We start from the raw sequence: 13904 nt of genomic DNA on the forward strand, positions 1-13904 counted from the left end.
CTAGGATTCGTGGTTTTTACAGTTCATCAGCAATTTTATTAATCTTTCTCAGTCGATGATTGACACCACTTTTTGTGAGTGGATTTGTCAAACTGTCTGCCAATTGTTGGATAGAGTAGTCCGGATGTTGAATACGCAAATGCGCTACTTCCTGCAAATCTACTGGTAGGCTATCTAGACCTACGGTATCAATGATTTTACTGATATTGTTGATGGTTTTCATGCTCGCAGAAACCGTACGAGCGATATTAGCTGTCTCTGCATTATTAGCACGATTGAGATCATTCCGAGTTTCTCGGAGAATCTTGACGCCTTCAAAAGTATCTCTCGCCTCCATGGCTCCCACTAAAATCAGGAAATCCATAATATCTTCCGCTCGCTGAAGATAGGTCACTGCCCCCTTTTTTCGTTCGATAACCTTTGCATCTAGCAAGAACTGCTGCAAGAGCGAAGCAATCCCTTGGGCGTGGTCTAGATAAACCGAACTAATTTCCAACTGATATTTCCCTGACTCGGGATCACGAATGCTGCCATTCGCTAAGAAGGCTCCACAGAGATAGGCACGACCTGCTTCCTCATCTCCTAAAATTTCTGGATCAATCCCAGTCTCCAAACCAAAGAAAGAATCGGCCAAACGCAAATCTGCTAAAAGTTCCTGGACTCGCTCATCCGTAAATACAGTATAGACGCGATTTTTCCGTAGATTACTTCTCTGGTGGTGACGAATCTCAGACTTGATGCCATAAAAGTGCAAGAAAGATTCATAGAGATGACGGGCCAACTTAGCATTTTCTGTAATGACGGACAAGGTCAAACCAGAGCTCGATAAACCAATACTACCCGACATCTTGATAATAGCTGACAATTCATGACGACTCAGGTGATGCTGACTTAAAATTTCTTCTTTTACTGCTACTGTAAAACTCATTTTCTCACCTGTATGATCCGCATGAGCTCATCTACGATTAAATCACCATCGTGAAAGGCTCCCCCATTTTCCAAGCGTAGAAAGTTGGATGAAATGACACGTGGGACTTGCTTACGCAAACCTTCAAAATCATGCTCAACCTGCACCAAATACTCATCAAAACGGTTGGTATCCATATAGTCCCTCGGAACCTTTTCGATATTAACAAGGACAGTATCGATAAATGGACGGCCCAAATGACGATGTAAGACTGCTACGTGATCACTATCTGAGAAATGCTCCGTTTCTCCACGTTGAGTCATAATATTGCAGACATAGGCAACCTCTGCCTTAGTCTCTAGAAGAGCCTGTCCAATTTCTTCGATGACGATATTAGGTAAAATCGAAGTAAAGAGTGAACCTGGTCCCAAGACAATCATATCACTCTCAAGAATCGTGTTGACGACTCGACGACTTGCCTGTGGCTTTTCATCATCCAGAGTATTGGTAACATAGACATGGTCAATCATTCCTGGATGGTCTGCTATGTGACTTTCCCCAGCTACTTCTGATCCATCTTTGAAGACAGCATGGAGTGTCAAAGGATGGTCACTTGATGGAAAAATCTTGCCTGTTGTATGGAAAAATTTACTCAGTAATTGCATGGCATTGTAGGTTGAACCCTGCATTTCAGAAAGTCCGGCTATGATAATGTTCCCTAATGGATGACCGGCAAAAGCACCTGCATCCTCAGAAAAACGGTATTGAAAGACCTTTTCATAGAATTTGGGCATATCTGACATGGCCACCAGAACATTACGCAAATCCCCTGGAGGTGTCAACTGTTGAATATTCTTACGAAGTTCACCTGAAGAACCGCCATCATCCGCAACGGTTACAATGGCCGCAATATCCACATCCTTTTCCCGTAGACTATTTAGAATAACAGGGATTCCGGTTCCTCCACCAATCACCGTAATTTTGGGTTTTCTCATGAACGGTTTACCGTTTCCTTTCTTCGGTCTTTATCACGATGACTTTCATTTACAGGCCAAGTTTTAGATAGGTCAGTTGCTAATCGCTTGGCAAAAGCAACACTTCGGTGTTGACCACCTGTACAACCCACTGCAATGGTTAAAACAGATTTTCCTTCTTTTTTATAGCCAGGTAGGATTGGTTCAATCAAGGCTAACAAATGACGGTAGAAATCTTCAGATTCCTCATGGTTCATGACATAGTCATAAACTGCCTGGTCTTCACCTGTTTGATTACGAAGTTCTGGCAGATAGTACGGGTTTGGTAAAAAGCGAACATCAAATACCAAATCGGCATCAATTGGAATGCCGTATTTAAACCCAAATGACATGACCTCGATACGGAAAGACTGCGTTTGTTCTTGGTCCGAAAATTGCTCTGCAATAGTCTTGCGAAGTTCACGAGGAGTTAACTCTGTTGTGTCAACCACGTTTTGACTCATATTTTTTAATGGGGCTAAGAGTTCGCGTTCCAGCTTGATACCGTCCAAGATCCGACCATCTGCTGCAAGAGGGTGACTTCTTCTAGTTTCCTTATAACGTGCTACCAATTCCTTATCAGCAGCATCCAAAAAGAGAATCTTGAAGTCCAAATCATCTTGATTTTCCAATTCATCCAAGACAGCCTGAATCTCTGAGAAGAAAGAGCGGCTTCGCATATCCACCACTAGGGCTAACTTGTGGTCGTCATCCTTGGTCTCTACCAACTGCAAAAACTTTGGCAAGAGAGCTGGTGGCATATTATCAATGGTAAAATATCCTAAATCTTCAAAGGATTGAATGGCTACAGTTTTCCCTGCACCACTCATCCCTGTTACAATCACCAGGTGAAGTTGTTTCATTGTCATCATAGTCTCCTTATATCAAAAGAAGTTTGGAAGAACCAAACTTCAACTCGCTTATCCAATCTCTGCGATGACTTCAATTTCGACTTTTACATCGCGAGGAAGACGAGCTACTTCCACAGCTGAACGAGCTGGAAATTCCTTGTTAAAGGCTGTTTGGTAAACCTCATTAAAAGGTACAAAGTCGTTCATATCGCTCAAGAAACAAGTTGTTTTAACAACATGGTCAAAATCTGTGCCTGCTTCTGCCAAAATAGCTCCAATGTTTTTCAAAACTTGTTCAGTCTGTTCTTGAATCGTTTCTCCTACGATTTCTCCAGTTTCAGGAGATAAAGGGACTTGACCGCTAGCAAACAAAAGGTTGCCAACGATTTTTCCTTGAACATAAGGTCCGATTGCCTTTGGAGCTTTGTCTGTATGAATTGTTTTTGCCATATGTATTCCTCACAATTTTTCTAAAATAGCATCCCAAGCCTGGTCCATTCCTGCTTTTGTTACGGATGAAAAGAGGATAAAATCATCACTTGGATCAAAGTTTAATTTCTTTTTAATAGCTGATTCGTGCTTGTTCCATTTACCACGCGGAATCTTGTCTGCCTTGGTCGCCACAATGATGACAGGAATCTCATAATATTTAAGAAATTCGTACATCTGTACATCATCTGCTGACGGATCATGACGAAGGTCAACGAGACTAACAACTGCTCGAAGATTTTCTCGAGTGGTTAAGTACTCCTCAATCATGCGTCCCCATTTTTCGCGTTCCTTTTTGGACACACGGGCATAACCGTAACCAGGCACATCTACAAAACGCATCTTATCATCAATATTAAAGAAATTAAGTAGTTGTGTTTTCCCTGGTTTTCCAGAGGTACGAGCTAGATTTTTACGATTGAGCATGGTATTGATAAAGCTCGATTTACCAACATTTGAGCGTCCTGCAAGAGCAATTTCAGGGAGTTCATCCTGCGGATAGTGGGACTTATTGGCAGCACTCAATAAAATCTCAGCATTGTGTGTATTGATTTCCATAGTCACCTCTAGGCTGTCTCTAGGATTGGCTTAGCTGTTCCATCAACTGCTTCTTTTGTGATACGAACTGTTTTCACATTTTCTTGACTTGGAACTTCAAACATAACATCTAGCATGGTTTCTTCGATGATTGAGCGAAGACCACGTGCTCCAGTTTTACGTTCAATAGCTTTGTTAGCAATCTCTTGGAGAGCCTCATCGTCAAATTCAAGCTCTACATCGTCATATGAAAGCAAGGTCTGGTATTGTTTAACCAAGGCATTTCTTGGCTCTTTCAAAATGCGAACCAAGTCATCTACTGTCAACTGCTCCAAGGCTGCAAAGACAGGCAAGCGTCCAATTAATTCAGGAATAATACCGAATTTCTGAATATCTTCTGCAATGATTTCTTGCATGTATGAGCTGTTTTCGTCAATAGCCTTGTTATTTTGTCCGAAACCAATGACTTTTTCACCAAGACGCTGTTTGACAATTTCTTCGATTCCATCAAAGGCACCACCCACGATGAAGAGGATATTCTTGGTGTCTACTTGAATCATTTCTTGTTGTGGATGTTTGCGTCCACCTTGTGGAGGAACACTTGCTACTGTACCTTCGATAATCTTGAGGAGGGCTTGTTGCACACCTTCACCAGATACATCACGCGTGATGGATACGTTCTCGCTCTTCTTGGCAATCTTGTCAATCTCATCAACGTAGATAATCCCACGCTCTGCACGTTCAATGTTAAAGTCAGCTGCCTGCAAGAGTTTGAGGAGGATATTTTCAACGTCCTCACCCACATAACCAGCTTCAGTAAGAGCTGTTGCATCAGCAATGGCAAATGGTACATTCAAACTTCTAGCAAGAGTCTGAGCAAGGAAAGTCTTCCCTGATCCAGTTGGGCCAATCATTAGAATGTTTGACTTTTGCAAATCCACATCTTCAGTCTCTTCACGAGTGTCATGGAAATTGATGCGTTTGTAGTGGTTATATACAGCCACTGCCAAAGCACGTTTAGCACGATCTTGACCGATCACATAGTGGTTCAAAATATTTAGGAGTTCGATTGGTTTTGGTACCTCAGACAAGTCCGCCAAAACTTCCTCAGCCAACTCCTCACGAATAATTTCCTGAGCCAACTCCACACATTCATTACAGATAAAGGCATTGTTCCCAGCAATTATTTTTTTAACTTCTTCTTGGCTTTTGCCACAAAATGAGCAATAAACCATCATATCATTTTTCCTATTCGTAGACATGATTCCCTTCCGTTCTAATTATTCATTCTCTCTAAAATAAGGTCATATAAAAAGCATGAATGCTATTCACCAAGTTTGTAAAGGCATTAAGCCAAAGTAGAGCAGCAAGTCCAAAGCGCTTTTTACGAAAAGCGTGTGTTCCAGCTACAAGACAGACAGCACACAAAAGAGCTGTAAAGAATCCAAAAATACTACGCTCCATTAGACTTCCTTTCTCTTTCTATATTCGACGGTAAAATCATAGACATTTTTCTCATCTTTGGAATAAGATTTGCTTGCAACAGTCTCAAAAGCAGTCAAGTCAAAATCTTTTGGGAAATAGGTATCCCCTTCAACTTGAGCATGAATTTGTGTCACAATAATCTCATCGAGATAAGGTTCAAAAAGCTGAAAAATCTGCTTGCCACCAATGATATAGAGATTCTTAGCCTGATGATGATACCAGTCTAAAACATCCTCGACATTTTGGAAAACCAGTGCTCCTTCAATTGACTCTTCGGGATTGCGCGTCAAAATTAAGGTTTCACGTCCTGGAAGCAATCGTCGCCCCATCCCATCAAAGGTTACACGACCCATTAAAATGGCATGATTCAAGGTTGTTTCTTTAAAATGTTTTAACTCTGCTGGCAAATGCCAAGGTAAACGATCCTCTTTCCCGATCACACCCTTTTCATCTTGAGCCCAAATGGCTACGATTTTCTTTGTCATGCTTTCATCCTTTTCATTGATAGTTCTATTTTATCAAAAATCTTCAAAAAAGACTGTTTTGGAATGCCCTCCTGAATAGAAAAAATCCGTAGAAAACTTCTACGGATTTTTAGAAAAATACAGTATCTTACAAACCAGGTGCTTGTCCTAATTCTGCTGCAAGCATCCAGACTGTTTTTTCAAGGTCAGCTTTAGCACCAACGAAGATATCATTGGTTACATCATCACCTTCTTCATCTGTCACATCCAATGCTTTTTGGAAAAGAGTGATAAGGTAACGATAAATTTCAAGGACACGTTCCAAACTTTCTTCTACGTTACGGAATTCTCCAACTCCTTCTTCGATTTCACTGTGTTGAAGGAATTCTGTCAAAGTAGAGTATGGTTTGCCACCAAGTGTAATCAAACGTTCGCTGATTTCATCAAGGTAAGCATCTAAACTATCCATGTATTCATCCATCTTAGGATGCCATACCATAAAACCACGTCCACGCATGTACCAGTGTACTTGATGAAGAGCGATATGCGCTACATACAAGTCTGCTACGGCTTGATTCAAGACTTCCTTTGTTTTTACTAGCGCTTCAGGCGCTGATTTAGATAATGTTGTTACATCTTTTAAAGCATCTTTTTTTAATTCAACCATATTTCTCACCTCGTAATATAATTTTTGCAACCATATTTATTGATTACTACATCAGTATACTACTCCTAGTAGACAAAAGCAAGGAAATTAACTCATATTAAAAAAGTTCTAATTGACTGATAATTTAAGAAAATGAATGGCTATGTATTCTAGCTATTTTCTCTGTTTTTATTCGAAAATTGACTTTGATAAAGGTCATAATAGAAACCTTTTGCAGCTAGGAGACTTTCATGATTTCCTTGTTCGATAATCTGCCCATCTTTCAGCACCAAAATTTTGTCAGCTTCCTGAATAGTCGAAAGTCGATGGGCAATGACAAAGCTTGTTCTCCCCTTCATCAAACGTTTCATGGCCTTTTGAATCAAGAGCTCTAGACGAGTATCGACTGATGAGGTCGCTTCGTCCAAAATTAAGATTGTAGGATCCGCCAAGAGAGCACGCGCGATAGTTAACAACTGTTTTTGCCCAAGAGAAATATTACTTGACTCTTGGTTCATTTCCATGTTATAGCCACCAGGAAGGGTGCGGATAAAGTGGTCAACATTGGCCGCCTTAGCAGCTTCAACGATTTCTTCATCTGTTGCATCCAGATTTCCAAAGCGAAGATTTTCCTTGATACTGCCTTCATAGAGCCAGGCATCCTGTAGGACCATACCAAACTGTCGACGATAGTCCTGACGAGACAGGTCACGAATATCTTGGCCATCTACTAAAATGGCACCAGCTGTCACATCGTAAAAACGCATGAGAAGGTTAATCAAGGTTGTTTTCCCTGCTCCAGTAGGTCCAACGATAGCTACCATCTCTCCAGGTTCAACATCTAAGTTAAAATTGCGAATCAATGGTTTGTTTTCTACATATTGGAAATCGACATTTTTGAAACTAACTTGACCTGTCAATGGTGCTAGTTCTTTCACTTCAGCAGTTTGAACTTCTTCCTGTTCATCTAAAACTTCGAAGACACGATCAAGCGAAGACTTAGCACTTTGCATTTGCCCAGCTAACTGAGTGATATTTTGGATTGGCTGGCTGACTTGCCAAACATACTGAACGAAGGCCTGCATATTACCAATCGTCAAGCGCCCTGCAATAACCTGCAATCCACCTAATACTGCAACAATCAGGTAGGTTAAATCAGATACGATGTGAAGGGCAGGCATCATCAAACCTGAAATAAAGCTAGCCTTGAATCCGACTTGTTGCAATTCATCCGTAATCTTTTCAAATCTCTCTTGAGAGTTTTCTTCGCGTCCGAAAAGTTTTAAAACATTGAAACCTGTCAAGTTTTCCTGTACAAATCCATTCATACGTCCCAATATAGCTGCCTGCTGTTTAAAGTATGGCTGCGACCGATTTAGAATCGTTTTAGCTCCAAAATAAGTCACTGGAATCGACAAGATAACAATGATAGCCAACTGAAGATTGAGATAGAGGACCATTCCCATAACAAAAAGAATGGTAAAGACTGCATTAACAATCTGTAAGAAGGATTGTTGGAGTGCATTAGATACGGTCTCTACATCACTAGTAAAACGTCCCAGCAAATCTCCAAATTGGTGCTTGTCAAAGTAAGACACAGGGATACGGTTGATTTTTTCGCTCATTTCATTTCGCAAATCCTGTATCATAGACTGGACAGCATTGGTCATGAAATAGTTTGAGTAGTAAGAACCCAACTCATAAAAAAGGCCACGCAAGAGATAGATTGCCAGAATCACTGCGATATAGCTAGTATTAATACCTGCTCCTGCAACACCATTTGCCATGGCAAGGAGGTTGCTAGTTAATTCAGTGATAGCAAGCCCCAATATGAATGGCTCGATAACACTCATTATGACGCTGACTATTTTCAAGAAGACTGCAAAGAAAACAGAGAAACGGTAGGCTTTTAAATAGCTCCATAGACGAGCTAGACTAGTTTGTTGTTTCATCCTTTACCTCCTATTCTTCTGTCAGAGACGCATTTTTCAACTGCGACTCAGCAATTTCTCGATAGATGTCATTAGTTTCCATCAATTCTTCATGACGTCCACGACCAACGATTTCGCCCTTATCAAGGACGATAATCTGGTCCGCATCCATAATGGTTCCAACACGTTGCGCAACAATCAATACCGTAGCATCTTGCGTCACTTCCTTGAGACGACGGCGCAAGATAGCATCAGTACGGTAGTCCAAGGCTGAGAAGGAATCATCAAAGATATAGATATCTGGACCCTTGATGACTGCGCGGGCAATCGACAAGCGTTGCTTTTGACCACCTGATAGATTGCTTCCCCCTTCAGCCAGATGAGTTGCAAAACCTTCTTCTCGACTTTCGATAAAGTCTTTGGCTTGGGCTACATCAGCTGCTTGGTGCAAGTCCTCATGACTGGCGTCCTCTTTTCCGTAACGGAGATTATCTGCGATAGTCCCTGTGAAGAGCAAGGCTTTTTGTGGAATAAAACCAATTTTCTGGCGGAGTGATTTGAGACGGTAATCCCGGACATCAACACCATCGACCTTAATTTTCCCCAGTGTAACATCATAAAAACGAGGAATTAACTGAACCAGAGTAGACTTACCTGATCCAGTCGAACCGATAAAAGCAATGGTTTCTCCCGGTTTAGCAGTAAAGGAAATGTTATGCAAAACAGGGCTTTCTGTTTCCCCAGGATAAGCAAAGGTCACATTATCAAATTCTAAGTAACCATGTGTTTCTGTTTCTTGAATTCCGTCTTCATTTGGATCAATGGAAATCGGCATTTCCATGATTTCCTTCAAACGTTCACTGGATACGGCCGTTCTAGGGTACATGGTAAAGAGGTTTGACAAGAAAAGGAAGGACAAGAGGGCATGAAAACTATACTCGATGAAGGCTACCAAATCCCCAATCTGCAAACTTCCTTGCTTGAGAGGATCTAGAGCAAACCAAACGATAGCTACAATCATAGCAATAATGATTTGCACAAAAAGTGGCTCTGTCAAACCAGTCAATTTGAACAAACGATTTGAATTATCCGCATAGATCGCATTTTTCTCTTCGAAACGGTTTTCTTGGAAGTCTTCACGAGCAAAGGCACGAATCACTCGCAAGCCCATCAAATTTTCACGGACATATTGATTTATCTTGTCCAGTGTTCTCTGTTGTTTTTCAGATAAGGGGCGCGTTTTCACTGCCACATAAAGGACTACTACAGCTAGAAAAGGAACGGAAAAAGCGACAATCCAAGCTAGTGAGGGACTAGTTAAGAAAATCATGAGAATACTCGACAGCATCATCATGGGTGTGATAACACCCAACTTAAGCGTTTGTTCTGCAAACTGCATGAGAACAAAGGCATCACTGGTAATACGAGTAACTAGTGAAGACACACCGATTTGTTCATATTCATGATGAGAATACTCTTGTAACTTAGCATAGACATCATTCCGCATGTCCTTAACCATATTGGTGGTCAGTTTACTAGCAGCATAGGATAGAACAACCCGCCCAAATGTCCCCAAGACGATAATAACCAACATGATGATGGCCCAAAAATAGAGCTTTTCTTCATTACCTTGATTAATCCCCTGGTCAATCATGCGAGCAAGAACAGTCGGTAGCCCAAGATTGACAATCACAAAGAAAATAGCTCCGAAGAAGTCTAACACTAACCACTTGGGATAACGTTTGAGATAAGACCAAATATAAAGCATGATTCTCCTTTCTTTTTCATTCAAAATGCAGAAAAGAGCGTGCTTACGCACGCCTTTTTACTAAAAAGAAGACAGGCAGTCTTAACCTCGTGGGAGGGAACTGTCTGTCTCAGATATTTGAGGCTTATTTTACAAAGTCAAGCAATGCCAAGAAGCTTTCTGGATCAAGTGATGCACCACCAACTAGAGCTCCATCAACGTCTGGACAAGCCATGTATTCAGCAACGTTTTCAGGTTTTACTGAACCACCGTATTGAACACGTACTTTATCAGCAACTTCTTGACCAAAGTCAGCTGCTACAACGTCACGAACAACTTTACACATTTTTTGTGCGTCGTCTTGTGAAGCTGATTTACCAGTACCGATAGCCCAGATTGGCTCATAAGCGATAACTGTTGCAGCTACTTGTTCTGCAGTCAATCCAGCAAGAGCAGCTGAAACTTGAGCACCTACGAATTCTGCTGCTTTACCAGCTTCGTAAGTTTCAAGGCTTTCACCACAACAGATGATTGGAAGCATACCGTTCGCAAAGATTGCTTTTGCTTTTTTGTTGATGTCTTCGTCTGTTTCGTGGAAGTAGTCACGACGTTCTGAGTGACCGATAACAACGTAGTCAGTACCGATTTCTTTCAAAACTTGTGGGCTAGTTTCACCTGTGAAAGCACCTGCATTTTCAAAGTAGCAGTTTTGAGCAGCAACTTTAAGGTTTGAACCTTTAGCAGCAGCAAGAACAGTTGTCAAGTCAACTGCAGGAGCTGCGATACCTGCTTCAACAAGGTCTGATGAAGGAAGTTTTGATGCTACAGCTTCAACGAATGCTTTTGCTTCTTCTGGGTTTTTGTTCATTTTCCAGTTACCAGCGATAAATGGTTTACGTGACATTTCACATACCTCTTTTTTCATTTTATTTTCTACTTATTTTATCATAAATATAGGGAGCTTGCAAATCTTACTCTGTAACTAAAAGTCTTCTTTTCAAAAACTTTCCAGTTATTCTTTCTATTTGGAAGCTGACTTACGCCTCGTTAATTTGACCACTGCTTCTGTTCTAGCCGTGTGTGGAAACATGTCAACGGACTGGATATAATGCAGGTCATAGACCTCCATCAATCTAACCAAATCACGCGCCAAGGTAGACACATTACAGGATACATAAACCATCTTTTCAGGAGCATATTTAACGATGGTATCCAATAGTTTGTCATCTAAGCCTGTACGAGGCGGGTCCACTATCAAAGCATCGGCGCGATAGCCTTCCTTGTACCAACGAGGGATAATTTCTTCTGCAGTTCCTGCTTCATAATGAGTATTGGTATAACCCATGCGCTTAGCATTTTCTTTGGCATCCTCAATAGCTTCTGGAATAATATCCATCCCTCTCAAACTTTTGACTTTTTTTGCAAAAGCAAAACCAATGGTCCCAACACCACAATAGGCATCGATCAGATGGTCGTCCTCAGTCACGTCCAAGGCCTTAACGGCTTCACTATAGAGAATTTCAGTCTGTTCAGGATTAAGCTGATAGAAAGCTCGGGGTGAAAGAGAAAACTCATAGTCTAATACACCCTCGCGTATACTATCCTGCCCCCAAATAATCTCTGTCTTGTCCCCATAAATCTCACTAGTTTTAGCAGTATTGGTATTGACTGCGACAGTCACTACTTCAGGATAATCCTTGACTAAATCTTTCACAAATTGAGTCAAATTCAATTGGCGATTGGTCACAATGATAATCTGGACTTCCCCAGTTTTCCGTGCTCGACGAACCATGATGGTCCGAACTCCAAGGATTTTCCGTTCATCCGTAATCGGAATTTGATGATAGGTCAAAAGCTCAGCAATGCGATTGGCAATAGCTTGTGTCTCCTTATCTTGAACCAGACAGTCCTTTAACTCGACCAAATAATGGGAATTCTGAGCATACAAACCTGCCTTGACCTGGCCCTTAAACTTTCGTGTTTGAAATTGCAGTTTAGCCCTATAATACTTTGGTTTCTGCATGCCAATAGTTGGTCTAATCTCAAAGTTTTCATAGCCAGCAGGGGCAAATTTCTTCAGAGCTTGATGGAGAAGATCTGTCTTGAATTCCAACTGCTTGTCATAGTGTAGGTGCATAATTTGACAGCCTCCACACTCATTATAAATAGTACAGTCTGGAACTACTCGAAATTTAGATTTTTTATTGACCTCAAGCAGTTTAGCCTCAACGTAGTTACGCTTGACAGAAGTCACCTGACAATAGATATCTTCACCCTTGAGGGCGCCTGGGACAAAAACGAGTGTTTTCTGGTAAAATCCGATACCTTCCCCGTTAATCCCCATGCGCTTGATTTTTAATGGAATTTTTTGTTTGACTTTTAGATTCATATCCCTATCTTATCACAAAGTACGCTATAATAGAAACATGAAAATCACAAAACTTGAAAAGAAAAAACGTCTTTATCTTCTAGAACTTGATAAGGACCAAACCTGCTACATTACAGAGGATACCATTGTTCGCTTTATGCTGACCAAGGATAAGGAAATTAGTCCAGAGGAGTTTGCAGAAATTCAGACCTTTGCACAATTTTCCTACGGAAAAAATCTAGCGCTCTACCACTTATCCTTCAAGGCTCGTACTGAAAAAGAAGTCCGAGATTATCTAAGTAAACATGAAATCGATGAGAACATCATACCCAAAGTCATCCAATCTCTAAAAGATGATAATTGGATAAATGACCGTCAATATGCCTATGCTATTATCAACTCTAATCAGCTTTCAGGAGATAAGGGAAGCTATATGCTGATGCAGAAGATTTCTCAAAAGGGAGTTGCCAAATCCATCATCCAAGAAGTCTTACAAGAATTTGATATGTCGGAAGTCGCAGAGCGCACAGCCCAAAAACTACTGAAAAAATATCAGGGTAAATTACCTGCCCGCGCTCTACAAGATAAGATTATCCAAAGCCTAACCAATAAAGGATTCTCATACTCAGAAGCCAAAACAGCCTTTGACCAACTAGATAGCCAAGTCGAAGAAGAAACTGTTCAGGAACTAATTTTTAAAGAGTTGGATAAGCAATATCGGAAATATTCACGAAAGTATGAAGGATACGAACTGAAACAACGCCTAACCCAAGTTTTAGCTAGAAAAGGCTATGATTTTTCAGATATAGCCAGCGCTCTCAGAGAATATCTTTAATTTTTTCATGGAAAAACTAAGAACTTTAAATAAAAATGTGATACAATAGTAAACGATAAACTTATAAATTGTAGAAAGTTGGTTAGTTATGAAACTTCCAAAAGAAGGCGACTTTATTACAATTCAAAGTTATAAGCATGATGGGAGTCTCCACCGTACTTGGAGAGACACCATGGTACTAAAAACAACAGAGAACGCTATTATCGGCGTCAACGACCACACACTTGTTACCGAAAGTGACGGTCGTCGTTGGGTAACTCGAGAACCGGCTATTGTTTACTTTCATAAAAAATATTGGTTTAATATCATTGCCATGATTCGTGATAATGGGATTTCCTACTATTGCAACATGGCTAGCCCATACTATCTAGACGAAGAAGCTTTAAAATACATTGACTATGATTTAGATGTTAAAGTTTTTACAGATGGCGAAAAACGCCTCTTGGACGTCGAAGAGTATGAACGTCACAAGCGCAAGATGAATTATCCTGATGATTTAGACTATATTTTGAAAGAGCATGTTAAGATTCTTGTTGACTGGATCAACAATGAACGAGGCCCCTTCTCAGAAGCCTATGTCAACATTTGGTACAAACGCTACGTAGAACTAAAGAATCGGTAAAGTTGTCAG

15 protein-coding genes are annotated in these 13904 nt (G+C 40.8%); 2 read left to right on the forward strand and 13 right to left on the reverse strand.

Annotated elements, in window-relative coordinates:
• Window positions 1–16: 16 nt before the first annotated feature.
• From whiA to rlmD, 13 genes are all read right to left on the reverse strand, one after another.
• Entirely contained in the window at window positions 17–928 is a 912-nt protein-coding gene (gene whiA, locus O3643_RS03005; protein WP_006152058.1) for a DNA-binding protein WhiA, read from the reverse strand.
• Complete coding sequence (locus O3643_RS03010) at window positions 925–1902, reverse strand: YvcK family protein (protein WP_263393913.1); 978 nt, start codon at window positions 1900–1902, stop codon at window positions 925–927. Before O3643_RS03010 ends, whiA begins: the two co-directional genes overlap by 4 nt.
• Window positions 1899–2789 carry an RNase adapter RapZ gene (gene rapZ, locus O3643_RS03015; protein ID WP_371500086.1) on the reverse strand — a complete coding sequence of 297 codons (891 nt, stop codon included), beginning with the start codon at window positions 2787–2789 and terminating at the stop codon, window positions 1899–1901. Before rapZ ends, O3643_RS03010 begins: the two co-directional genes overlap by 4 nt.
• Window positions 2790–2840: 51 nt before the next feature.
• The gene (locus O3643_RS03020; protein WP_001140424.1) at window positions 2841–3221 is read right to left on the reverse strand and encodes a RidA family protein; all 381 of its coding nucleotides are present in this window, start codon (window positions 3219–3221) and stop codon (window positions 2841–2843) included.
• A gap of 9 nt (window positions 3222–3230) precedes the next feature.
• Window positions 3231–3818 carry a ribosome biogenesis GTP-binding protein YihA/YsxC gene (gene yihA, locus O3643_RS03025; protein ID WP_049494688.1) on the reverse strand — a complete coding sequence of 196 codons (588 nt, stop codon included), beginning with the start codon at window positions 3816–3818 and terminating at the stop codon, window positions 3231–3233.
• 8 nt (window positions 3819–3826) lie between these two features.
• Window positions 3827–5059: an ATP-dependent Clp protease ATP-binding subunit ClpX gene (gene clpX / locus O3643_RS03030; RefSeq protein WP_247912698.1), complete on the reverse strand. Its 1233-nt coding sequence runs from the start codon at window positions 5057–5059 to the stop codon at window positions 3827–3829.
• A gap of 31 nt (window positions 5060–5090) precedes the next feature.
• Window positions 5091–5261: a hypothetical protein gene (locus O3643_RS03035; RefSeq protein ID WP_006154704.1), complete on the reverse strand. Its 171-nt coding sequence runs from the start codon at window positions 5259–5261 to the stop codon at window positions 5091–5093.
• Entirely contained in the window at window positions 5261–5767 is a 507-nt protein-coding gene (locus O3643_RS03040) for a dihydrofolate reductase (protein WP_281137779.1), read from the reverse strand. Before O3643_RS03040 ends, O3643_RS03035 begins: the two co-directional genes overlap by 1 nt.
• A 127-nt stretch (window positions 5768–5894) precedes the next feature.
• A complete protein-coding gene (locus tag O3643_RS03045) occupies window positions 5895–6413 on the reverse strand; it encodes a Dps family protein (RefSeq protein WP_004252174.1) in 519 nt (172 codons plus the stop codon).
• 149 nt (window positions 6414–6562) lie between these two features.
• Window positions 6563–8344: an ABC transporter ATP-binding protein gene (locus O3643_RS03050; RefSeq protein WP_371499773.1), complete on the reverse strand. Its 1782-nt coding sequence runs from the start codon at window positions 8342–8344 to the stop codon at window positions 6563–6565.
• Between the two features lie 10 nt (window positions 8345–8354).
• Complete coding sequence (locus tag O3643_RS03055; RefSeq protein WP_371499775.1) at window positions 8355–10091, reverse strand: ABC transporter ATP-binding protein; 1737 nt, start codon at window positions 10089–10091, stop codon at window positions 8355–8357.
• A gap of 124 nt (window positions 10092–10215) precedes the next feature.
• Window positions 10216–10974 (reverse strand): triose-phosphate isomerase, encoded by a 759-nt coding sequence (tpiA, locus tag O3643_RS03060; RefSeq protein ID WP_178895330.1) that lies wholly within the window; start codon window positions 10972–10974, stop codon window positions 10216–10218.
• Between the two features lie 117 nt (window positions 10975–11091).
• Window positions 11092–12459 carry a 23S rRNA (uracil(1939)-C(5))-methyltransferase RlmD gene (gene rlmD, locus O3643_RS03065; RefSeq protein ID WP_178895331.1) on the reverse strand — a complete coding sequence of 456 codons (1368 nt, stop codon included), beginning with the start codon at window positions 12457–12459 and terminating at the stop codon, window positions 11092–11094.
• Window positions 12460–12496: 37 nt separating this feature from the next.
• On the opposite strand from rlmD, the gene recX reads away from it, so the two are divergent.
• Together recX and O3643_RS03075 are read left to right on the forward strand one after the other, a co-directional pair.
• A complete protein-coding gene (gene recX / locus O3643_RS03070; protein ID WP_178895332.1) occupies window positions 12497–13273 on the forward strand; it encodes a recombination regulator RecX in 777 nt (258 codons plus the stop codon).
• A gap of 88 nt (window positions 13274–13361) precedes the next feature.
• A complete protein-coding gene (locus O3643_RS03075) occupies window positions 13362–13895 on the forward strand; it encodes a DUF402 domain-containing protein (protein WP_004252157.1) in 534 nt (177 codons plus the stop codon).
• Window positions 13896–13904: the final 9 nt, after the last annotated feature.

This window comes from Streptococcus sp. 20925_1_44, from assembly GCF_041432435.1.
Lineage (GTDB): Bacteria > Bacillota > Bacilli > Lactobacillales > Streptococcaceae > Streptococcus > Streptococcus infantis.

Bases quoted from the DNA above. Each gene is read 5' to 3' on its own strand.
- O3643_RS03040 (WP_281137779.1), bottom strand. From the start codon at position 5,767: ATGACAAAGAAAATCGTAGCCATTTGGGCTCAAGATGAAAAGGGTGTG.
- O3643_RS03075 (WP_004252157.1), top strand. From the start codon at position 13,362: ATGAAACTTCCAAAAGAAGGCGACTTTATTACAATTCAAAGTTATAAG.
- O3643_RS03045 (WP_004252174.1), bottom strand. From the start codon at position 6,413: ATGGTTGAATTAAAAAAAGATGCTTTAAAAGATGTAACAACATTATCT.
- yihA (WP_049494688.1), bottom strand. From the start codon at position 3,818: ATGGAAATCAATACACACAATGCTGAGATTTTATTGAGTGCTGCCAAT.
- whiA (WP_006152058.1), bottom strand. From the start codon at position 928: ATGAGTTTTACAGTAGCAGTAAAAGAAGAAATTTTAAGTCAGCATCAC.
- O3643_RS03035 (WP_006154704.1), bottom strand. From the start codon at position 5,261: ATGGAGCGTAGTATTTTTGGATTCTTTACAGCTCTTTTGTGTGCTGTC.
- O3643_RS03050 (WP_371499773.1), bottom strand. From the start codon at position 8,344: ATGAAACAACAAACTAGTCTAGCTCGTCTATGGAGCTATTTAAAAGCC.
- rapZ (WP_371500086.1), bottom strand. From the start codon at position 2,789: ATGACAATGAAACAACTTCACCTGGTGATTGTAACAGGGATGAGTGGT.
- recX (WP_178895332.1), top strand. From the start codon at position 12,497: ATGAAAATCACAAAACTTGAAAAGAAAAAACGTCTTTATCTTCTAGAA.
- O3643_RS03010 (WP_263393913.1), bottom strand. From the start codon at position 1,902: ATGAGAAAACCCAAAATTACGGTGATTGGTGGAGGAACCGGAATCCCT.
- tpiA (WP_178895330.1), bottom strand. From the start codon at position 10,974: ATGTCACGTAAACCATTTATCGCTGGTAACTGGAAAATGAACAAAAAC.
- O3643_RS03020 (WP_001140424.1), bottom strand. From the start codon at position 3,221: ATGGCAAAAACAATTCATACAGACAAAGCTCCAAAGGCAATCGGACCT.
- clpX (WP_247912698.1), bottom strand. From the start codon at position 5,059: ATGTCTACGAATAGGAAAAATGATATGATGGTTTATTGCTCATTTTGT.
- O3643_RS03055 (WP_371499775.1), bottom strand. From the start codon at position 10,091: ATGCTTTATATTTGGTCTTATCTCAAACGTTATCCCAAGTGGTTAGTG.
- rlmD (WP_178895331.1), bottom strand. From the start codon at position 12,459: ATGAATCTAAAAGTCAAACAAAAAATTCCATTAAAAATCAAGCGCATG.